The sequence below is a fragment of the Bradyrhizobium zhengyangense genome, assembly GCF_022012555.1.
Lineage (GTDB): Bacteria > Pseudomonadota > Alphaproteobacteria > Rhizobiales > Xanthobacteraceae > Bradyrhizobium > Bradyrhizobium zhengyangense.
The window spans coordinates 123,749-145,545 of sequence record NZ_JAKLTZ010000015.1 but is presented as its reverse complement, the minus strand read 5'-3'; the positions used below and the strand labels follow the sequence as shown (position 1 = coordinate 145,545).

Here is a 21,797-nt window from a genome sequence, read left to right as displayed (position 1 = left end):
TCCAGCCAGCATGGTGAATCAGAAACTAACTGATTTGGGAATCCCAAATCGATTCAGACTAAAACCATCCCGCTTTAGGACGCGCCGCGCCTCACATCATCCCCGTCTCTTCCTCCTCTGCCTGTTCGATCATTTCCTCGCTCACCACGATCTCGCGGCGCGGCACGACGAAGGCCATCATGCAGGCGCAGAGCAGCGAGATTGCAAGGACGGCCGAGGTCAGCGGCAGCGTCGTTGCGGAATGGCCGCCGAGATAGGCGCCGGATTGCGACATCAGCGCGCCGATGCCTTGCTGGAGGAAGCCCATGGCGCCCGACGCAGTGCCGGCGGCCTCGGGGCGGATGCTGATGGCGCCGGCGGCGGAATTGGCCATCACGAAGGCGTTGCCGACCATCACGATCATCTGCGTGCCGAACAGCCAGCTTGGAGCCTCGTTCCAGCCGATGAAGCTCCAGAGCAGGTTCAGCAGGCTGCCGCAGAGTTGCAGCGCCAGGCCAAACCAGATCAGCTTCTCCAGCGAGTGCCGCGGTGCAAAGCGCACGCAGAGCAGATTGCCGACGAGATACGCAAAGCCGGTCGTCGCGAACCACGCGCCATATTCGGCGCTGGTCCGGCCCATCTGCGTCACCACGATGTAGGGACCGCCGCCTGCGAAGGTGAAGATGATTTGCGACGCCAGCACCTGGCACATCACATAGCCGATGAAGGCGCGGCTCTTGATCAGGCTGCCGACGTCGCTGCGAAAGCCACCGCTGCCGACCGCGCGATCGCGCCGCGTCTCCGGCAGCGCGATTGCGATGCCGACGGCAACGGCGACCGCGCCGAACGTGACGGCGTAGAAGATCGCGCGCCAGCCGAACGCGGTCTCGATCAGGCCGCCGGTCAGCGGCGAGACCATCTGGCCGATCATCAAGGCTGCGACCACGAGGCTGATCATGGAGGCGACGCGCTCGCGCTCATAGATGTCGCGGATGATGGCGCGGCTGATCACCATGCCCGAGGCGCCGCCGAGGGCTTGGAAGAAGCGCGCCGCGATCAGCTGCGGCAAGGTCTCGGCGAAGATGCAGGCGACGCTCGCCGCGACCATCAGCGCAAGGCCGCCAAGCAGCACCGGACGACGGCCGAACTTGTCCGACAGCGGCCCCATGGTGAGCTGCGACAGCGCGATGCCGACCATGTACAGCGACACCGTCATCTGCGCGATCGAGATGTCGCGGCCGAACGTGGTCGCCAGCACGGGCAGTGCCGGAACCAGGATGTAGAGCGAGATCGGCGCGATCCCGGTCATGACGACCAGCAACAGCAACACCACGCGCGAGGTCGCGATGTTCTTGTTCGCCGTCTCCGGCGTCCTGCTGATCATGCCGTGCATGCGTGTCCGTCTTTCGAAGTCGAATCGGACTGTAGCGTGGTCGCACAGGACGGATATCGGCGTTTCGGAATGCGGCTATACCGATTCCGGGACCGTTATAATAACGGTGCGTGGGAAGCCGTCGCTTTACGGAGATGCGCAGCGAGGAACGCGCCGAGACAGTCGCAATCGCGGGCAAAAGGCGGCGGAGCCTTGCGCAAACCGCGTAGCGCCATGCGGAAGCCGCTTAAGCCTTCAGCTCCGCCGTAGCCTGATCGAGCCAGGCCTTTGTCGCCTCGTCCAGCGCCGGCCCCACTTCAGTGCGAACGCGCGCGTGGTAGGCATTGAGCCAGGCGAGCTCGTCGCGGCTGAGCATCGCGGCATCGATCAGCCGGCGGTCGATCGGCGCGAGCGTCAGCGTCTCGAACGCGTTCATCGCTTTCTCGGCGTCCTTGATGTCGGCCGCGACCACCAGCTCGAGGTTCTCGATGCGGATGCCGAAGCCATCGGTCTTGTAGTAGCCGGGCTCGTTGGAGAGGATCATGCCGCGCTTCAGCGGCGTGGTGCCGAGCTTCGAGATCCGCGCCGGGCCTTCGTGCACGCTGAGATAACTGCCGACGCCGTGGCCGGTGCCGTGCTCGAAATCGATTCCGGCGGCCCAGAGATATTGCCGCGCCAGCGTGTCGAGCTGCGCGCCCGTGGTGCCGTCGGGGAACACCGCGCGCGCGATCGCGATATGGCCGCGCAGCACGCGCGTGAAGCGGTCGCGCATCTCGTCCGTCGGCTCGCCGATCGCCATGGTGCGGGTGACGTCGGTGGTGCCGTCTTCATATTGTGCGCCGGAATCGATCAGCAGGAGATCGCCGGGCACGATCCGCCGGTTGCTCTTGCGGGTGACGCGGTAATGTACGATAGCGCCATTCGGGCCGGTGCCTGAGATGGTCGGGAACGACACGTCCCTCAACGCGCCGGTGTCGCGGCGGAACGTCTCCAGCGCCTCCACCGCGTCGATCTCGGTGAGCTTGCCGCTTCCCGCCTCGCGATCGATGAAGGCGAGGAAGCGCGCAAGTGCGATGGCGTCACGGCGGTGCGCCGTCTGCGTCCCCTTGATCTCGGTCGCGTTCTTGACGGCCTTCAGCAGCGCGATCGGATCGCTGCCGCGCAGCGGCTTGCCGCCGCCATCAGCGATCAAGCGGCTCAGCGCGTCGGCCGCGGTGGCGCCGTCGAGTGCGATCGCAGCGCCGCTCTTGGCCAGCGCCATCAGCGTCGGCGCCAGCGCATCGGGCTCGCGCACGTCGGCCGATTGCTCGAGATGGTCACGCGTCAAATTGGAGAGCTTGCGGTTGTCGATGAACACGGTGGGACGGCCGACCTTCGGCACCAGCGCGTAGGACAGCGGCAGCGGCGTATGCGCGACGTCGGCGCCGCGGATATTGAAGGTCCAGGCGACCGCGTGGCTGTCCGACAGCACCAGCGCATCGGCGCCCAGCTTCTCGATCTGGTTCTTGATCTGCGCCACCTTCTCGGCCTCGGCAACGCCGGCATATTGCAGGCCGTGGATCGCGACCGGTGCGATCGGCGGCTGCGGCCGGTCCTGCCAGACCGCGTCGATGGGATTGCTGTCGACCGCGACCAGCTCGGCACCGACCTTGGTGCAAGCGGCGGAAAGGCGCTCGGCTGCCGCAAAAGTGTGCAGCCACGGATCAAATCCTAGGCGATCGCCCGATTTGAGATGCGCCGAGACCCAGCTCTCCGGTGGGGGATCGATCAGCGATTCCACCGCCCATGCCTTGGCGTCGACCTGCTTGGCCGCCTGGATCGTGTAGCGGCCGTCGACGAACAAGGCGGCTTCCTGGGCCAGCACCACGGCAAGCCCCGCTGAACCGGTGAAGCCGGTCAGCCAGGCGAGCCGCTCTTCGGAGGGCGCCACATACTCATTCTGCTGCTGATCGGCGCGCGGAACGACGAAGCCGGTCAGCTTGCGGCGGGCGAGTTCTTCGCGAAGCGCAGCGAGGCGCGCCGTCAATGCGACGCCGGCCTCGGGCTCCTCGAATGTCTGGAAGTGTGCTTCGAACATGGCTCAGTTTAGGATCATGGGGATCAGTCCGCAATGTAGACGCAATTGCCCCCTCATCTGGCATGGACTGTGCTTGAAAATATCCCATTCGAATTGAGTGGAGTAATGGATGCGGCTGTTGCGCTTCGTCCGGATAACAGGGAAGTTCGAGCAAGTGGTTCATCTCAACGGCGAGGGGACACACGATGCCAGCGTTCACCTTTGAGAAGATTTCGCCGCCGGTGCGCCGCGCGCCGGCTGCAACGACACCGAAGAAGCCGCGCGGCCTCATCAGCCAGGTGATGGACCGTTTCGCCGAACGTCGGGCAAGGCGGGCGCTGCAGGGCGAGCGCGCGACGAGCCAGGACGAGAAGCCGGCGGAGTAGGGCGCTCTTTTTCCACCTCGCCCCGCTTGCGAGGAGAGGTCGATCGCGAAGCGATCGGGTGAGGGGGACTCTCCGCGAGTTCAACTCTCACCGTCCCCGTGGAGACTCCCCCTCACCCCAACCCTCTTCCCGCAAGCGGGGCGAGGGAGCGCACCTCGCTCACCCCACCTTCCTTAGCAACAGGCTGCTCCATCCCTCGATCCGCAGATGCCGCATCGGCACCAGGCCGCGGGCGCGATAGGCGGCGATCACGGCGGGGGCCTGGTGAGTCAGCAGGCCGGAGAGGATGACGCGAGCGCCGGGCGCAAGATACCGGGCCATCGGGCCCGCCAATTGCCGCAGCGGATTGGCCAGGATGTTGGCCAGCACCAGGTCGAACGGACCGCTTTTGGCAAAGTCCGGCGCGGCAAAGCCTGTGGCGCGGATCACCCGCAAATATTGACCTGTTTCGTTCAGGGCCGCGTTCTCGGCTGCAACCCGTACCGAGGGCGGGTCGATGTCCGAGGCCAGCACCGCCTGATGCAGCGCCTTGGCAACCGCGATCCCCAGCACGCCGGTCCCGGTGCCGAGGTCGAGCACGCACTTCGGCCGCGCATGTTTCAGGACATGGTCAAGCAGAAGTAAACAGCCGCGCGTGGTCCCATGGTGTCCGGTGCCGAAGGCGAGCGCAGCCTCGATCTCGATGGCGAGCTTGTTTGGCGCCACATGGTCGCGGTCGTGACTGCCATGGACGACGAAGCGTCCGGCCGGCACCGGCACGAGGTCCGCCAGGCTCGCCTTGACCCAGTCCTTGGCCTCGACCGTGTCGAAGGCAAGCGTGGCGGCGATGTCATTTCCTGCTGAAGTTGCAACGAGTTCGCGCAGCAATTCCTGATCCGGCGCCTCGGCGAAATGCAGCGTGACGTCCCATTGTCCGTCCGGCCGCTCGAAAGCGGCGACCGCGGCATCGCCGTCGAAAAATACCTCCGTGAGCACATCGACGACACGCTTGGCAGCCGCCTCGTTGCCGATCGAAAAGCTGGCGCGATGGGTGGGCAGGGGCTGCATGCAAGGGTTCCGTTGAATTCAATTTGGGGAACTTTTGTTCCCAATTTTCCGCATAACTTGCGGTTCCCAGGTTAACTGGACCGTAGGTTGTCCTCCGTAGATTTCCTGATGTTCCAACCAACACCGCTCGGAATGGAAATGGAGGCGAGTCTTGAAGCATATGATTTCGAAGTTCTGGTCCGATGAATCCGGCGCGACTGCGATCGAATACGGCCTGATCGCGGCCGGTATCGCGCTGGCGATCATCACTGTGGTGAACAGCCTGGGCACCACGATGAACGACAAGTTCGGTTCGATTAGCACCTCCTTGAAGTGATTTCTGCCTCCCATTTCCCGGCGGGGCAATTTTCTTCATAGACGGCTTTTTCGACGACCGCCCGCCGGGGAGTTGCCCCCCGGTGGGCGATGTCGTTTTTGGGCAAGCGAGGCTGACATCGCCTGTGCCCACAGCTTATCCACTCGCAATTGTGCAGCCTTCCACCGGCTTGTCCGCCGTCGATCCAGTCCCTTCTCCACAGCTTGATACCTGGTTGCACCCGGCGGTAGCGGGAGGATCCCACCGCTTCATCACAGCTTTGCCAACAGAGCTGCCAACAGGCCCGTCCACAGCCCATCCACAGGCCTATCCACGGCTTGCGAACAGGCTGCGGTGATCTCGCAAGATCGTCTGTGCCGCATTGTGGCCGGGGGCGCCGGTGACGCCGCCGCCGGGATGAGCGCCCGAGCCACAATGATAGAGGCCCTTCAGCGGTCCGCGATAATCGGCATGACCCAGCATCGGACGCGCCGAGAACAGCTGGTTGAGCGTCAGCGCGCCATGAAAGATATCGCCCCCTAACAGGCCGAATTGCCGTTCCAGATCGAGCGGGGAGAGTATCTGGCGGCCGAGCACGCTTGCGGCAAAGCCCGGCGCGTAACTGTCCACCGTCGCGACCATGAGATCGGCGACCTCCTCGCGATGGTCGTCCCAGGACTTGCCGTCGGGCAACTCCGGCGCGACGTGCTGGCAGAACAGGCTCGCGACATGTTGCCCCGCAGGCGCGAGCGTGTCGTCGAGCGTCGAGGGGATCAGCATCTCGACGATCGGCTGTTTGCTCCAGCCCTGCACCCGCGCATCGAGATAGGCGCGGTCCATGTAGCCGAGATCAGGGGCCAGAATGATGCCGGAGGTGAGGTGGTCGCCGCTGCCGGGCAATGCCGTGAAGGAGGGCAGGCGGTCCAGCGCCACGTTCATGCGGAAGGTGCCGGAGCCGTTCTTCCAGTGGCGGATGCGGGCGAGAAAATCTGCGGGCAGGGCGTCGGTGGAGATGAGCCGCGTATAGAGCAGCTTTGGATTGACGTTGGCCGCGACATATTTCGCGCGAATGGTTTTGCCGTTCTCCAGCACCACGCCGACGGCGCGGTCGCGCTCGACGATCACCTCGCGCACGCCGGCATCAAGGTCGATCGTGACGCCGCGCCCGCGTGCCGCGCGCGCCATCGCCTGCGTGATCGCACCCATGCCGCCAATGGCGTGGCCCCACACGCCCTTCTTGCCGTTCACCTCGCCGAAGGCGTGATGCAGCATCACATAGGCCGAGCCGGCGGCGTAAGGGCTGGCATAATTGCCAACAATGGCATCGAAGCCGAACAGCGCCTTGACCAGATCGTGCTCGAACCGTTCGTCCAGCATCTCGCCGGCAGAGCGGGTGAAGAGATCGAGCAGGCTGCGGCTCTGCTCAAGCGTCAGGACGCGCAGGATGTTTGCCGTCGCGAGCGCATTCGCGGCCTCGCGGATCGCGCCAATGCCAAAACTGTCGAGCAGGTTCGGCGGCGCGCGCAGCACGAACTGTCGCAGCACGTCGGCAATGTCCTCGAGCTCGCGCGAAAAGCCGTCGAGCGCATCGGCATCGCGCGCGCTGAGCCGCGCGACCGACGCTCTCGTCCGGCCCTCGCCAGTGAGGAGATAGGCGCCACCGGGCGCCGGCAGAAAGTTCTGCGCACGCCGCTCGACCACGCACAGGCCTTGCTCTGTAAGTCCGAGGTCGCGGATCACCTGCGGATTGAGCAGGCTCACCGTGTAGGCCGCGACCGAGTTGCGAAAGCCTGGATGAAACTCCTCCGTGACCGCGGCCCCGCCGACCACCTTGCGGCGCTCGACAACATGCACGCGCAAGCCCGCCATCGCGAGATAGGCCGCGCAGGTGAGGCCATTATGGCCAGCGCCGATGATGACGACGTCGGTTTCGGTCATGAGGAGTTCTGGTGTTCCGCTGTCATTCCGGGATGGTCCGAAGGACCTGGCCCGGAATCTCGAGATTCCGGGTTCGCCTCTTCGAGGCGCCCCGGAATGACATCTCTATATCAAGCATTCCTCGCTGCAACATCACGACACCCTTTATTGCCCGTTCAGGCGCGGTGTGCTCCATTGCGCGCGCCCGGCGCCCGCCGGGGGAAAGCCGGAGCTCCCATGGATTCGATCGTGCAACCCGCCGCCACGGAGCAGCCGTCCGCCTCGCGCAACCGGCTGCTGCTGACGGTCTATACCGCCGCGATCTTCGTCAGCGCGCTCCTGCTGTTTTCGGTGCAGCCGCTGTTCACGAAAATGGTGCTGCCGCGGCTCGGCGGCTCGCCGGCGGTGTGGTCCGTGGCGATGGTGTTTTTCCAGTCGTTGCTGCTGGCGGGTTATGCCTACGCGCATCTGCTGATGCAGGTCAAAAGCCGCATGGTCCCGATCGTGGTGCATCTGGTGCTGCTGATCGCGGCTTTCGTCACGCTCCCGCTTGGCATCGCCAGCGCCTATGGCGAGCCGCCGGCGTCGGGCTACGCATTCTGGCTGCTCGGCCTGTTCGTAATGTCAATCGGCTTGCCGTTCTTCGCGCTCGCTGCCAACAACCCGTTGCTCCAGGCCTGGTTCGTCCGCACGGGCCACCCTGATGGCCGCGATCCGTACTTCCTCTATGCGTCCTCGAATATCGGCAGCTTCCTTGCGCTGCTGTCCTATCCCTTTCTGCTGGAGCCGATGTTCACGTTGCATGCGCAGAACCGGCTCTGGACCGGCGGCTATGGCCTTCTCATTCTGCTGATCGCCGCTTGCGGAGTTCTGCTGCTTCGCTCGCCGAAGGTTGCATTGGCCGATGTGCGGACCGAAGAGGCGAATGCGCCGGCGCCAGGCATTGCGACGCGGCTGCGCTGGATCTTCCTCGCCGCGGTGCCGTCAGGCCTGCTCATCGCGGTCACAGCGCATATCTCCACCGACGTCGCGGCGGCGCCACTGCTATGGGTGCTGCCGCTGTCGCTGTATCTCCTGACTTGGGTGGTGGTGTTCCAGTCGCGGCCGCTGTTGCCGCACAAATGGATGCTGATGCTCCAGCCTGTCGCGATCGCGGGCGTCGTCATCCTGCTGGCCTTTGGCGGCGAGCAGAATTTGCTGCTGACGCTCGGCGGCCATCAACTCTGCTTCTTCATCATCGCCATGGCTTGCCACGGCGAATTGGCGCGGACGCGGCCGGCCGCAAAGTACCTGACCGGCTTCTATGTCGCGCTGTCGTTCGGCGGCATGGTCGGCGGCCTGTTCGCCGGTCTCGTCGCGCCCTTCACCTTCTCATGGATCGCCGAATACCCGATCCTGGTCGCGCTTGCCGCGCTGTGCCGGCCGTCGGCGAACGAGCGTCTTGCGGGCATCGTGAGATGGTACTGGCTGGCACTGGCCGTGCTCGCGGTCGCGCTGATTGTACCGTCCTACACGACGGGCGGACTCACGACCTGGTTCGAGGATCAGCGCGTCTGGGTCGCCGGCGCCGTCGGCGTGCTTGCAGCGCTGCTGGCGCTCGCGCTCAATGCCGGCCGCTGGAAGATCTTTGCCACCGTCGCGCTGGCGCTGGCCTTGACGCGGATCTATCCGGCCGACGAAGGCCGCGTCACGACGGTTCGCAGCTTCTTCGGCGTGCACAAGATCGTGGAGACGCCAGGCGGCTATTTCCATGTGCTGATGCACGGCACCACGATTCACGGTGCTGAGCGCTTCCGCAACAATGACGGCACGCCGGTCACCGGCCGACCCGAGCCGATCACCTACTATCACAAGGACGGTGGCATCGGTCAGGCCATCACCGCGATCCGCGAGCGCAAGGGTGCGCCGTTGAAGGTCGCGGCTATCGGTGTCGGATCGGGCACGCTTGCCTGCGCCGCCGAGCCCGGCGAGGACTGGAAATTCTTCGAGATCGACCAGTCCATGGTGGATGCTGCGCGCGACCCGAAGAATTTTCGCTACATCTCGAGCTGCCTGCCGAACCTGAAGCCGGTGATTGGCGACGCGCGCCTCACCTTCGCAAGAGAGCCCGACGGCATCTACGACCTCATCATCGTCGACGCCTATTCGTCGGATGCGATCCCGATTCATCTCGCAACCGAAGAGGCGATGAAGATCTACAAGGACAAGCTCACCCCGCACGGCGCCGTGGTGATGCACGTCTCCAACCGGCATCTCGATCTCGAGCCCGTCGTGGTGGGGATCGCCGACGCCAACGATCTCAAGAGCTGGGTCTATGACGAGGATTCGGGCCGCGATGCCGATTACATCTTCTCGACCGACGTCGTCATCTCCGCGCGCGAGGCCGAAGACGTCGGCAAGCTGGCGTCCTCCAAGCAGTGGGAGGAGACCGACCCCGACGAGAAGGTGCGGGTCTGGACCGACGACTATTCCAACATCCTCGGCGCGCTGTACCGGCGCTTGCGGTACGGGGAGCAGTAGCTCGCTTGCTAGAGCATGATCCAGAAAAGTGTGAAGCGGTTTTCCGAAAGATCATGCTCAAACAAAGAGCTAAAGCGCGACGACGATTCAGCCAAATCTCATCGCGCTTTACGGCTGGACCGGCGTCCCAGCCGGCAGCGCGATGCCCTTCTCGCCGGCGATCTGCCTCAGCAGGTCCGGCCTGTCGGAGATGATGCCGTCGACGCCGAACTCGATCATCCGGGCCATGTCGTCTGGCTTGTTGACGGTCCAGACCACGACGCGCAATCCCAGCGTATGGGCCTCCGTGACGAGCGCCGCGGTTACGTCACCGAAATAGGGCGACCACACCGCACCGCCCGCGGCCTTGATGGTGCGCGGCAGCGAGCCGCCGTGATCGGCCGGGTTGAAGCCGGCGGTCCAGCTGGTGGCCTTGTCGAGGGCGTTCGTCGGTGCCGAGCCGCGCTGCAGCGTCAGGTACACGGTTGGAATTTTCGGGGCCTGCTGCTGAACGAGCAGCAGCGTCCGCCAGTCGAACGACTGGATCATGACGCGGTCGAAGAATTTCTCGTCCTCGATCACGCCGAGCAGCTTCGTGACGAAGGCCTGCGGCCCCAGCGATTCATCGGGATGATCCGGATCGATCTTGGTCTCGATATTGAAGCGCACGCGTTCGTTGCCGGATTTGCGCACCAGCGCGAATAGCTCCTTCAGTGTGGGAATGCGCGTCCCCGGCACGGCACGCTGGTCGGGAAACTGCTTGGCGTAGGCGCTGTCCGGCCGGATCCGGCCGACATCGTAAGTTCTGACATCGGTGAACCGCAGCTTGACGAAGGGCGTGCCCGGTGCCGCGACATAAGCGCCGTTCGCATCCCGCGCGAGATCGGGATTGAGGCCGCGCTCATGCGACACGACCACCTCGCCGTCCGAGGTCACGCCGACGTCGAGCTCGAGCGTGTCCACGCCCATCGTGAGTGCGTTGGCGAAGGCTGGCAGGGTGTTTTCCGGCAGCAGCGCCCGTCCACCGCGATGCGCCTCGAGATCGAACGCCATCGCCTTGCCAGTCATGGCTTGTCCTGTGGTGAGAACCGAAAGCACGGTCAGAATTGTCGCAACACGTGACGGCATCAGAGCTCACAGCGCAAGTGAAAAGAAAAAGCATATGAAATCTTCGCTGCATTCGTCCAGTCCCGTGGTCGACAGGGGGCGCCGGCGCCCTTATCCTCTCAGGATTGCCATTCGATGCGCGTGACGGGATTTTCACATGAGACGCGCCCCCTTGTTCGTCGCATTCTTCCTCGCGGTCCTGGCTTGCGGACCAGCTTCCGCCCAGCGCGCCAATGACTTCGATGCGCTCCTCGCGCAGATGAACGCGGCGACGCAAGGAGGGCGCTGGGCCGAGGGGCTGGCTGCCGCGCAGAAGCTGGAAAACCTCGTGAGGCGCCGCCAGGGCGCCGACAACGTCAATTATGCAGGCGTGCTGCATAACGAGGGCATGTTCCTGCACAATCTCGGGCGCTACGGCGAGGCCGTCGACAAGCTCAATGCCGCGCTCGCCATCAAGCTTCGCAACAACGACGTTGCCTCGACGCTACGTACCTCCAACCTCCTGGTCGGATCGCTCGGTATGCTCGACCGGCGGGCCGAGGCGACGACGGTGGCCGAACGGGCGCTGGCGCTCGGCACCACCGCGTTCGGCGCCAATGACGTCCGTCTCTCGGACACGCTGGCCGCGCTCGGCGGATTGGCGCGCGACAGGGAGAACTACAAGGAAGCGGCCGGTTATTTCGAACGCGTGCTCGCGGGGTTGCAGGCTGCCAACGCGCCGCCGATCGATGTTGCTTCCGCCCTGGATAATCTCGGCGATGTCTACGGTCTGCAGGGGCACTTCGACGACGGCGAGCGGACGTTGAAGCGGGGGCTTGATCTGCTCGACCGCAGCTTTGGCGGCAACGCAGAAGCTGCGCCGAACTACGACAAGATGCTGAACGATCTCGGCAACCTCTATCTCGATGCCGGCCGGTTGTCCGACGCTGAAGCCACGATGCGGCGCGCGTTGGCCATCGCGCGGGCGCGCAGCGGCGATGCGCATCCGAACGTTGCCGCCACCATGGGCAATCTCGCGACTGTGCTGGAGCATGAGGCGCGCTACACCGAGGCCGAGAAGCTCTATCAGCAGACGCTGCAGGCCTATGAGCGGATCTACGGGGCGAACCATCCCACCACGGCGATCGGGCTGAACAACCTTGCCAACGTCTATTCGGCGCAAGGCAAGAACGAAGCCGTCGCCGGCCTGCAGGAGCGCGTGCTCGCAATCGATGAAAAGGCCTTTGGCCCCGATAGCCCCGATGTCGGACGCGCCCTCAATAATCTCGCCAACAGCTATGCCAGCCTCGGCCGCAACGAGCAGGCGCTCGACCTCTACCGCCGCTCGCTGGCGGTGATGGAGCGCAAATTCGGCGAAGGCAGCGGCGCGAGCGCGCTGGCGGCGGGCTCACTCGGACAGGCCTTGATGGAGGCCGGCAAGACCGACGAAGCCAGGCCATATCTGGTGCGCTGCCTCGAGATCGACGAGCGCGTGCTTGGCGAAGCGCACCCGCAACTGATCAAGGATCTGCGCGCCGTCGCGCTGCTCGACCTGCAGACAGGCAACCTAATTGAGGCTCGCGGCCGGCTCGACCGCGCGCTGACGATCGCCCAGAACAAGCTCGGGCCGAACCATCACGACAGCATCGCAACGCTCATCAACCTCGCCGACGTCGATCGTCGTGACGGGAAATGGCAGGATGCGCTGGCAAGGTTGCGGATCGCCGAGACCGCGCTCAATGCGCAGAGGACCGTTCAATTCACTCGTTTCACCGAGCTTGATCCCTGGCTGATCGATGCGGTCTGGCGTGTCTCCGGCGGCAGGCCCGACGCCGCAGCCAGGGACGAAGCCTTCGGTGCCGCGCAGCGCGCGCATGAGACCAAGGCGGGCGCTGCGCTGGCGCAGATGGCGGCCCGCTTCGGTGCCGGCAATGATGCGATCGCGGGGCTGGTGCGGCGGCAGCAGGATCTGAAGGCGAGCCTCGAGACGCTCGACAAGCGCGTGACGTCCGAGCTTGGGCGGGGAGATGGAAAGCGCAACGACCAGCTGATTGCGAGCCTGCGTGCGCAAATGTCGCAAACGCAGAAGTCGCTCGATGACGTCGCGGCGCAGCTTGATCGCAGCTTTCCGGCCTATGCCGACCTGTCCAATCCGCAGCCGCTGTCGCTTGCGCAGACGCAAGGCTTGTTGAAGCCGGACGAGGCGCTGGTGGCGTTCATCGTGCTCGCTGACACGACCTATGCTTTCGCGGTGACGCGCGAGGCGAGCGCGCTACGCCGGATCACCCTCGGCAGCCGCGAGATCAGCGACCGCGTCGCGCATCTGCGGCTGGGGCTCAGCGATCCCGAGGCGGCAAGATCCGCGTTCGACCTCGATGCGTCGTTCGATTTCTACAACGCCTTGTTCGGCCCGATCGGCGCCGATATCGCCGGCAAGCCGAAACTGCTGATCGTCCCTGCGGGCGCGCTGACCAGCCTGCCGTTTCACGTGCTGGTGACAAAGAAGCCCGATGGTGCATCCGCAGATCGCTACCGGCGGGCCGCGTGGCTGCTCAACGATCACGCCATTACGGTGCTGCCCTCGGTGCCGAGCCTGCGCGCGCTGCGCAGTTTTGCCAGGGACTCGCGTGCCCAAAAGCCGTTCATCGGCTTTGGCGATCCGGTGTTCCAAAGCACGCCCGGCGACAAGCGCGCAGGACGCAACGTGCAGCCTTACAAGAATTATTATGAGGGCTCTGCCGTTGATCTCGACCGCCTGCGCACCGGCCTGCCGGCGCTGCCGGAGACCGCAGGCGAGCTCCAGGCCGTGGCGAGGGCGCTCAGAGCCTCGCCGCAGGATGACGTCAAGCTCGGCGCAGCCGCGACCGTGACCAACGTCAACCAGCTGCCGCTGGACCAATACCGTGTCGTCGATTTCGCCACGCATGGGCTGGTCGCAGGTGAGGTCAACGGCCTCAGCGAGCCCGCGCTGGTGCTGACGCTGCCGGACCGGCCAACCGGCGATGACGACGGTTTGCTCACCGCGAGCCGTGTCGCAAAACTCAAGCTCGATGCCGACTGGGCGGTGCTGTCGGCCTGCAACACCGCCGCGGGCGACAAGCCGGGCGCGGAAGGCCTGTCGGGTCTCGCGCGCGCCTTCTTCTATGCCGGCGCGCGGGCGCTCTTGGTTTCGCACTGGCCGGTCGATTCCGATGCGGCGGTGCGTCTGACCACGGGCGCGTTCTCCGAGCTCACCGCGCATCCCGGCATCGGCCGTGCCGAGGCGTTGCGGCGGTCGATGAAGGCCCTGATTGCGGATCGGACGTCCCCGCGTAACGCCGATCCGGCCGTGTGGGCGCCATTCGTGCTGGTCGGCGAGGGTGGTTGACGACGGCCGAAGAAAGCCGAAACTGGTCTGCAAAAAAGATCCGGAGCTACTCACATGCGGATCATCTTCATTGCAACGACGGCGGCTCTGATGGTTGGACAGGCGGCGGCCAAGGACGTGTTGTCTGGCGCAAGTCTCTACGCCGATGTGGCGCGCTATGCGTCCTTCGGTCTGCACCGCTTCGGCTCATCCGGCGATCGTGCGACGGCCGACTGGATTGCGGGCGAGTTGTCCGGAGCCGGCTACGCGATCAAGTTCCAGCCCGTCGTGCTGGGCCGGCAGTATGCCGTCGAAAAAGCCAGCGCTGAAGCGGCCGGCACGTCTGTCGAGGCGACGCCGTTCTGGTGGCCGCCGGAGGACAAGGCCAGCTTCCATCTGTCGGCGCCGCTCGTGCGCGATGGCGATGTTGCCGGCAAGATTCTTTGGCTCGAGCTGCCGTTCGATCGTGGCGCCTATCTTGGTCCGGCCCATCGTGCTGCGATCGCAGAGGCCGCAGCAAAGAAGCCCGCCGCGATTCTGCTGATGATAGGCAATCCCGCCGATGATCGTTTCGCCTACAACGTCGCGCAGGAGGACACACCCTGGCCGGTGCCGGTGATGGTGGTCGGCGCCAAGGCGCGTGCGACATTCGAGCGTGCGCTCGCATCAGCCGCGCCTGTCACGTTCGAAGTTTCAGGTCATTACGAGCGCAATGTGTCCGGGCGCAATGTCATCGCCGAGACCGGCATGGGCCGTGGGCCGACCATCGTGGTCTCCACGCCGATGACCGGCTGGTACACTTGTGTCTGCGAGCGCGGTCCCGGCATTGCCAATTTCCTGGCGCTGGCGCGCACCGCGGCTGCGGAGAAATGGCCTGCGCATTTCGTCTTCATCGCCACCGCAGGCCACGAGATCGGCCATGGCGGCATGGAGCTGTTCCTGAAGGACGGTGCGCCCGCGCCGAAGGAGACGCTGGCCTGGATTCACTTCGGCTCGTCGAACGCGTGCTATGGCTTGGCGGAAGGCGCGCGTACCAGCACGCCGGAGGAGGAGCGCTATCTGGTGCTCAGCAAGTCAGCCGTTGCGCTGACGGACGAGGCCTTTGCTGGGGTTGCGGCCAAACGCCTGGTAACGGAGAAGCAGGCGGTCGGAGAGCTTCGTGACGTCCATGCGGCTGGCTACGCCAATTTCCTCGGCATGGCCGGCCGCCATCAAACCTTCCACACGCCCGCGGACGATCTCAGCGCGACCGGACCTGACATCCTCGAGCCGGTCGCGCGCGCCTTCGTCGATGCTGCGCGGACAATCGTTGAACGCGGCGAGGCCGCGTTCAAACAATAGCGTCAGTTCTGGTAGTAATAGTTACGCGGCTGGTAATACTGGCGCGGCTGTTGTTGCTGATAGTAGTAGCCCTGCTGCTGGCTATAGGCCGGATCGTAGCCGTAGCCCGGTTGTGGTTGCGGCAGCTGCTGGTAGACCTGCGTGCCATAGGGGCGGGAGATCGGGCGCGGCGCCGGATAGCGCGCACCGGTGTCGCTGCCGTCGGCGGGATAGATGTAGTTGTCGTCATAGCGCCGCGCAGGCTGCATCGGCGGCGTCAGGCTGACGGGATCGCCTGAGGTGGTGTACTGCTCTTCGGCCGGCTGCTGGGCGCGGGCCACCGCATTGTTGGCGCGGCCGTGCGGGTTGCGGGCCAGCGCGACCTGCGCAGATCCGGTGAGAGTCACAGTGGTGTTGAGCACGCCTTGCTCCTGCACCAGTGCGTAGAGCGTCGAAGCGTTCTGACGCGACAGCCGCACGCAGCCATGCGAAGCGGGCGTGCCCAATCGTCCAACCGAGTCGGTGCCGTGGATGGCGTGCCCGATCTTGGTGAAGAAGATCGAGTGCGGCATCGGCGCGTCGTCGAATTCCTTGGAGAAGTGATCCTCTTCCATGCGGAAGGCGCGGAAGGAGCCGTTCGGCGTCTCGCGCGAGGGGATGCCTGTCGACACCGGCCAGTGGTAGCGCGTCACGCCGTCGACCACGACCGTCATCTGCTGATTGTCCTTGTCGACGGTAATGTCGACCTTGGCCTGCGCGGTGCCCGCGCCCAAAAGCAATAGCGAAGTGAACGCAATGAAAAAGGAACGCATCTGACGTCTGGCCTCCGGCCTGTTCTTGCTAGCGCCGCGGCTCACCGTCCCCCGGCATGCACTATGCCTGCAATCCGGCTTTCGTTCCAGCGGCCTGCCGAGCTAGCCTTCCTGCCATCGTTAACGCGATGCCGGGCGTAAGCAAGGCCGCTTTGTGCCGCGCCGGCTCTGGCGCCGCTGACATTTTCGCGAGCGGACAGACGTTCATAACGCCGACAATTCGTCACAAAGACGCAACCATTTGGCCGCCTCGCGCGTTGATCATGTCCTACCGTTCGGCGGCTTTCGCCGCCGTCTCTTCCGGGGACTCAAGATGAACAAAGCCCGTGCTATCGCCGCCGCTATGCCGGCCGGCTTGCCTGTCCGCCTGCTGTTCGCAGTCGCTGCCGTCCTGCTCGCCCTGTTGCCGCTACCGCGAACCGGCCACGCCCAGGGTATCGTGCGCGGTGCCCAGGAAGGGTCCTATGAAGGTAACAGGATCGCCGGTCCGGTGGGCGGTGCGGTCGGCGGTGTCGTCGGAGCCGGTGTCGGTGGCGCTGTGGGCGCCGTCGACGGCATCCTGGGCATTCCGTACCACGGCCGCCGCCATTGCCGCGGCTACTATGACGGCTATCACCACTTCCGTTGCTATCGGTAGGTGCCGCTCCATCCGAGCTACTGGCCGCATCAGTTCTTCAGCCGATAACCCGTCCGGAAGATCCACCAGATCACGGCGAGGCAAATCGCCAGGAACGCGACCGTCATGCCGATGCTGACGGAGACGCTGACATCAGCGATCTCGTAGAAGCTCCAGCGGAAGCCGGAGATCAGGTAGACGACGGGGTTGAGCAGCGCCAGCGTGCGCCAGGTCGACGGCAGCATGTCGATGGAATAGAAGCTGCCGCCGAGGAAGGTCAGCGGCGTCACCACCAGCATCGGGATCATCTGCAGCTTTTCGAACCCGTCCGCCCAGATGCCGATGATGAAGCCGAACAGGCTGAAGGTGACCGCCGTCAGCACCAGGAAGGCCAGCATCCAGACCGGATGATGGATGTGCAGCGGCACGAACAGCCCGGCCGTGGCGAGAATGATCAGGCCCAGAATGATCGACTTGGTCGCGGCGGCGCCGACATAGCCGAGCACGATCTCGAAGTAGGAGATCGGCGCCGACAGGATCTCGTAGATCGTCCCGGTGAATTTCGGGAAGTAAATGCCGAACGAGGCGTTGGCGATGCTTTGCGTCAGCACCGAGAGCATGATCAGGCCCGGCACGATGAAGGTGCCGTAGCTCACGCCCTCGACCTGGCTGATGCGGGAGCCGATCGCAGCACCGAACACCACGAAATAGAGCGAGGTCGAGACGACGGGCGAGACGATGCTTTGCAGCAGCGTGCGCCAGGTGCGTGCCATTTCGAAAAGGTAGATGGCGCGAATGGCGCGGTGGTTCATGACGTCCTCACGAGGTCGACGAAGATGTCCTCGAGCGACGATTGGGTCGTGTCGAGATCGTTGAAGCGGATACCGGCGGTGCGGAGGTCGCTGAGCAGGCTGGTGATGCCGGTGCGCTCGCCCTTGGTGTCGTAGTCGTAGACCAGCGTCGCGCCGCTGTTGCAGAGGTCGAGCTTGTATTGGCTGAGGCTCTCCGGCAGCGCACCGAGCTTGTTCTGCAGGTGCAGCGTCAGCCGTTTCCTGCCGAGCTTCTGCATCAGGGTCGTCTTGTCCTCGACCAGCACGATCTCGCCCTTGTTGATGACGCCGATGCGGTCGGCCATCTCCTCGGCTTCCTCGATGTAATGCGTGGTGAGGATGATGGTGACGCCGGATTGCTGCAGGCCGCGCACCACTTCCCACATACCCTTGCGCAGCTCGACGTCGACGCCGGCGGTTGGCTCGTCCAAAAACAGGATCTGCGGCTCGTGCGAGAGCGCCTTGGCGATCATCACGCGGCGCTTCATGCCGCCGGAAAGCGTGATGATCTTGTTGTCCTTCTTGTCCCAGAGCGAGAGGTCCTTCAGCACCTTCTCGATATGGGCGGGGTTCTTCGGCTTGCCGAACAGGCCGCGGGAGAAGCTCACGGTCGCCCACACGCTCTCGAAGGCATCGGTGTGCAATTCCTGCGGCACGAGGCCGATCAGCGAGCGGGCCTTGCGGTAGGAGGTCTGGATGTCCTCGCCGCCGACCAAAACCCTGCCTTCGCTCGGATTGGCGATGCCGCAGATGATTGAGATCAGCGTGGTCTTGCCGGCACCATTCGGGCCGAGCAGCGCGAAGATCTCGCCGCGCTTGATGTCGAGATTGACGTTCTTGAGTGCCTTGAACCCAGACCCATAGGTCTTCGACAGGTTGGCGACGGAAATGATGGAGGACATGAGGGCCCGCTAGGGGTGGGGGGATGCGCCGGAACCTGCACCCTGGCGGGGGCGTCCGGCGGACCCCCGAAATAGGAACGGCCTTGCCCGGTCGCAATCGCCTGGAGAAAAATGGTCTCAAAACCGGCCCTTCGGTGGTAGGTTTCGGGCAGGTGTTGCGCGATGGTCACGGACAGCGGCGAAGATCGCCGTTCACGCGGCTCTTTGTTGCGTCTGCGAGCGGGCCGGGGCTACGATTCCAGCCAATCGCAAAGCGTATGTCCCCAGGGAAAAACAAATGAGACTGAACGGCCGTCACACCGCCGGCGCAAGCCAGTTGCCCGCCCTCCGGGTGTGGGCGATCTGCCTGCTCCTGCTGTCAGCTGTTGCCATGAACCCGACCACCGCCAAGGCGGCGCCGACCCAGGCAGCCGCGACGACGCATGTCTATCTGCTCCGCGGTGTGCTCAACATCTTCTCGCTCGGGCTCGACACGATCGGCTCAAGGCTCGAGGCGCAGGGCATCCCGGTGACCGTCGCGAACTTCGTGTCCTGGTCCTCGCTCGCCGATGAAGCCGCGACCGCCTACAAGGCCGGCCGCCTCAAGACCATCGTGCTGGTCGGGCATTCCTCGGGCGCAACCGCGCTACCCGACATGATCGCCAAGCTCAACCAGCTCGGCGTGCCCGTGAAGCTCGCGATCGGCCTCGACTCCGTGTTCAAGACCAAGCTCTCCACCGGCGCCGAGCGCTACATCAACATCTATATCGGCGACGGTCCGGGCGAACCCGTGCGCGCCGCGTCTGGCCTCCGCGGCAAGCTCGACAATGTCGACGTTCGCGGCAGCGGCGTCGGCCACATCACCATCGACAAGAACGAGGCGATCCAGCGCCGCGTCATCGCCGAGATCGACGCAGCGATCGCCCGCTCGCGCGGTCCGGCTGGACCGGTCGCCGAACCCGGCACCGCACCGCGGGCCGCACGCTCGGCGGCGGCAACGGCGCCGGCGAGGAACTGAAGCCTGGCGCCTGAAGATGCTGATTTGATCGTGCCGCCGTCGACTTGAGTGTCGTCGGCGGCATTGTCTTGCCCATGCATCAACCAATCGATCGCGATGCCAACAAGTGGGTTCTTCGGAGGCGTTTTGAGGAACCCGGCGCACAATCTGGTGTTGTCACACCATGGCAAAGAGACGAGACGTCGGCCCCATGCTTGTCCAGCCCGAACGTATGTGGGCGGCTCGACCGGTCGCCGAAAGTGCGCCCGCAAACACGTCGCAGCCGCGATCGACCCGTTTGAGTGCGACGCGGGCCGGCTTGTTGCGGCAGCACGCACTCCGGATGCAGCGCGCGTTGCTTTCCGCTATAAGCGGTAAGGGCTCCGCGAAGTCATAGCCCGTTTTCCGGTGAGCCGTCGGTTCAGGACTGCAGTACGTGAAAGAATTTCAGTGTCCGTCGTGCCGAGAGCCCGTTTCGTTCGAGCACGTCGCGTGCGCAAATTGTGGCACTCAGTTGGCGTTCGACGCCGCATGCATCGACATGAGAAAGCTTGGGCCGAACCAGGCCTGCCGCAATCGCGAGATCATCGGCTGTAACTGGTGCGTCGAGGGTGCGGATTGGTATTGCGGATCCTGCCGTCTGACGCGCACGACTCCTGACCTTGGCGGCACGAGAAACATCATGCTCTGGCGGCGCATGGAGGAAGCCAAGCGCCGTCTTCTCTACGACCTCCGCCGCTTGCAACTCCCGCTGGTATCGCGCAGCGGCGCGCAGGTGACGTTCGACATTCTCTCCGACGACGTCAATCCGATCCTGACGGGGCATCTTGCGGGGGTGATCACGCTCAATCTGGCGGAAGCTGACGACGTCGAGCGCGAGGCCCGTCGCGTCGCATTCCGGGAGCCGTACCGCACCCTGCTCGGGCATTTCCGGCACGAGATCGGCCACTTCTACTGGGACCTGCTGGTCAACAGCACCACTTTCCAGGCGCCGTTCAAGCTGGTCTTCGGCGACGAGACGCAGGACTATCAGACCGCGATCAGTACCTATTACAGTCGGGCCGATCGTTCATACGACCGGCGCGGCTTCATCAGCGAATACGCGACGTCGCATCCCTGGGAAGATTGGGCGGAGACCTTCGCGCATTTTCTCCACATCGTGTCGACTCTCGACTCGTTGGCCGGCTTGCCGCTGTCCCTGGACGGGCGCGCCCGGCAGACCCTGACCGATCCTTATTTCGAGAGCGACTTCGAGGCGCTGCTGGCGTTATGGGTGCCGCTGTCCCGCGGCATCAACGAACTCAACCGGTCGCTTGGGATGAGCGACGCCTATCCGTTCGACATCTCGCCGGCGGTAAAGGGCAAGCTGCATCTCGTCCACATGGCGATCAGCGCGTTTCGCGATCAACAGAAGCTAGCGGCGTAACGCGGCAGCGGGCAGCTCCTGTTACGTCAAGAAGGCGCGAATCGCATCGGCGATCTCCGTTGCGTGCGTCTCCAGCGCGAAATGGCCGGTGTCGAAGAATTTCACGACGGCGTTGGGATTGTCGCGCTTGAACGCCTCGGCGCCGGGCGGAATGAAGAATGGATCGTTCTTGCCCCAGACCGCGAGGAAAGGCGGCTTGTGCTTGCGGAAATACTCATGGAAAGCCGGATAGAGCGCGACGTTGCTCTTGTAGTCGCCGATCAGATCGAGCTGCACTTCGTCGGAGTCCGGCCGTGCGAGATAGAAATTGTCGAGATTCTGGCCGTCCGGCGACACCATGGTCGTATCGGGGACACCATGCGTATACTGCCAGCGTGTCGTATCCGGTGTGAGAAATCCGCGCAGCGCCTCGCGATTGGCGGGCGAGGGGGCCTGCCAATAAGCCTTGATCGGAGTCCAGCCGTCGCTGAGGCCCTCCTCATAGGCATTGCCGTTCTGCGAGATGATGGCGGTGATCCTTTCAGGGTGGCTGAGCGCGAGCCGGAAGCCGGTCGGGGCGCCGTAGTCGAAGACGTAGATCGCAAAACGGTCGAAGCCGATCACCTCGGTGAAGCGCTCGATCACGCGCGCGATGTTGTCGAAGGTGTAGCTGAAGGTTTCGCGCGAAGGCATGTCTGACTGGCCGAAGCCTGGAAGGTCCGGCGCGACGATGTGAAACTTGTCCGCCAGCAGCGGGATCAGGTCGCGAAACATGTGACCTGCCCTCGGGAAGCCGTGCAGCAGCAGAAGCTTCGGCGCGCCGAGGCGACCGGCTTCGCGATAGAACACCTTGAAGCCGTTGACGTCGGCCGTGCGATATCTGGTGGAGGTCATGATAGTCTCCATTAGTGTTGCCTTGACGAGATGAGATCCGATGCTCGCGCGGTGGCGTG

At 64.4% G+C, this 21,797-nt stretch carries 17 protein-coding genes; 8 read left to right on the top strand and 9 right to left on the bottom strand.

Annotation, left to right across the window (positions count from 1 at the left end; translation table 11 throughout):
- Positions 1–91: 91 nt before the first annotated feature.
- Together L6639_RS35135 and L6639_RS35130 are read right to left on the bottom strand one after the other, a co-directional pair.
- Complete coding sequence (locus tag L6639_RS35135) at positions 92–1,372, bottom strand: multidrug effflux MFS transporter (RefSeq protein ID WP_237866183.1); 1,281 nt, start codon at positions 1,370–1,372, stop codon at positions 92–94.
- A gap of 226 nt (positions 1,373–1,598) precedes the next feature.
- On the bottom strand, positions 1,599–3,428 hold the full coding sequence (locus L6639_RS35130) for an aminopeptidase P family protein (RefSeq protein WP_237866182.1): 1,830 nt from the start codon (positions 3,426–3,428) through the stop codon (positions 1,599–1,601).
- 185 nt (positions 3,429–3,613) lie between these two features.
- On the opposite strand from L6639_RS35130, the gene L6639_RS35125 reads away from it, so the two are divergent.
- Positions 3,614–3,793, top strand: coding sequence for a hypothetical protein (locus tag L6639_RS35125; RefSeq protein ID WP_237866181.1), 180 nt, complete (start codon positions 3,614–3,616; stop codon positions 3,791–3,793).
- A 159-nt stretch (positions 3,794–3,952) separates the two neighbouring features.
- Here the strand turns inward: L6639_RS35125 and L6639_RS35120 are convergent, their stop codons facing one another.
- A complete protein-coding gene (locus L6639_RS35120) occupies positions 3,953–4,840 on the bottom strand; it encodes a 50S ribosomal protein L11 methyltransferase (protein WP_237866180.1) in 888 nt (295 codons plus the stop codon).
- Positions 4,841–5,000: 160 nt separating this feature from the next.
- Here L6639_RS35120 and L6639_RS35115 point away from each other — a divergent pair, with 160 nt between their 5' ends.
- Positions 5,001–5,156, top strand: a complete 156-nt coding sequence (locus L6639_RS35115; protein ID WP_377802943.1) for a Flp family type IVb pilin — start codon at positions 5,001–5,003, stop codon at positions 5,154–5,156.
- A gap of 306 nt (positions 5,157–5,462) precedes the next feature.
- Here the strand turns inward: L6639_RS35115 and L6639_RS35110 are convergent, their stop codons facing one another.
- On the bottom strand, positions 5,463–7,073 hold the full coding sequence (locus L6639_RS35110) for a phytoene desaturase family protein (protein ID WP_237866178.1): 1,611 nt from the start codon (positions 7,071–7,073) through the stop codon (positions 5,463–5,465).
- A gap of 216 nt (positions 7,074–7,289) precedes the next feature.
- Between L6639_RS35110 and L6639_RS35105 the strand changes: the two genes are divergently transcribed.
- On the top strand, positions 7,290–9,572 hold the full coding sequence (locus L6639_RS35105) for a fused MFS/spermidine synthase (RefSeq protein WP_237866177.1): 2,283 nt from the start codon (positions 7,290–7,292) through the stop codon (positions 9,570–9,572).
- 108 nt (positions 9,573–9,680) lie between these two features.
- On the opposite strand, the gene L6639_RS35100 is transcribed toward L6639_RS35105, so the two are convergent.
- Positions 9,681–10,679 (bottom strand): glycerophosphodiester phosphodiesterase, encoded by a 999-nt coding sequence (locus L6639_RS35100; RefSeq protein ID WP_237866176.1) that lies wholly within the window; start codon positions 10,677–10,679, stop codon positions 9,681–9,683.
- 136 nt (positions 10,680–10,815) lie between these two features.
- On the opposite strand from L6639_RS35100, the gene L6639_RS35095 reads away from it, so the two are divergent.
- Both L6639_RS35095 and L6639_RS35090 read left to right on the top strand, forming a co-directional pair.
- Positions 10,816–14,004, top strand: a complete 3,189-nt coding sequence (locus L6639_RS35095; protein ID WP_237866175.1) for a CHAT domain-containing tetratricopeptide repeat protein — start codon at positions 10,816–10,818, stop codon at positions 14,002–14,004.
- A 54-nt stretch (positions 14,005–14,058) separates the two neighbouring features.
- Positions 14,059–15,324, top strand: a complete 1,266-nt coding sequence (locus L6639_RS35090; protein ID WP_237866174.1) for a hypothetical protein — start codon at positions 14,059–14,061, stop codon at positions 15,322–15,324.
- A gap of 2 nt (positions 15,325–15,326) precedes the next feature.
- On the opposite strand, the gene L6639_RS35085 is transcribed toward L6639_RS35090, so the two are convergent.
- Entirely contained in the window at positions 15,327–16,115 is a 789-nt protein-coding gene (locus L6639_RS35085) for a L,D-transpeptidase (RefSeq protein WP_237866173.1), read from the bottom strand.
- Positions 16,116–16,428: 313 nt separating this feature from the next.
- On the opposite strand from L6639_RS35085, the gene L6639_RS35080 reads away from it, so the two are divergent.
- Positions 16,429–16,752 (top strand): hypothetical protein, encoded by a 324-nt coding sequence (locus L6639_RS35080; protein WP_237866172.1) that lies wholly within the window; start codon positions 16,429–16,431, stop codon positions 16,750–16,752.
- Positions 16,753–16,781: 29 nt separating this feature from the next.
- Here the strand turns inward: L6639_RS35080 and L6639_RS35075 are convergent, their stop codons facing one another.
- Positions 16,782–17,543: an ABC transporter permease gene (locus L6639_RS35075; protein WP_237866171.1), complete on the bottom strand. Its 762-nt coding sequence runs from the start codon at positions 17,541–17,543 to the stop codon at positions 16,782–16,784.
- On the bottom strand, positions 17,540–18,463 hold the full coding sequence (locus L6639_RS35070) for an ABC transporter ATP-binding protein (RefSeq protein WP_237866170.1): 924 nt from the start codon (positions 18,461–18,463) through the stop codon (positions 17,540–17,542). The genes L6639_RS35075 and L6639_RS35070 overlap by 4 nt, the downstream gene beginning before the upstream one ends.
- A 277-nt stretch (positions 18,464–18,740) precedes the next feature.
- Here L6639_RS35070 and L6639_RS35065 point away from each other — a divergent pair, with 277 nt between their 5' ends.
- Complete coding sequence (locus L6639_RS35065) at positions 18,741–19,460, top strand: hypothetical protein (protein ID WP_237866169.1); 720 nt, start codon at positions 18,741–18,743, stop codon at positions 19,458–19,460.
- Between the two features lie 415 nt (positions 19,461–19,875).
- On the top strand, positions 19,876–20,865 hold the full coding sequence (locus L6639_RS35060) for a zinc-binding metallopeptidase family protein (RefSeq protein WP_237866168.1): 990 nt from the start codon (positions 19,876–19,878) through the stop codon (positions 20,863–20,865).
- A gap of 21 nt (positions 20,866–20,886) precedes the next feature.
- Here the strand turns inward: L6639_RS35060 and L6639_RS35055 are convergent, their stop codons facing one another.
- The gene (locus L6639_RS35055) at positions 20,887–21,738 is read right to left on the bottom strand and encodes an alpha/beta fold hydrolase (protein ID WP_237866167.1); all 852 of its coding nucleotides are present in this window, start codon (positions 21,736–21,738) and stop codon (positions 20,887–20,889) included.
- Positions 21,739–21,797 lie beyond the last annotated feature (59 nt).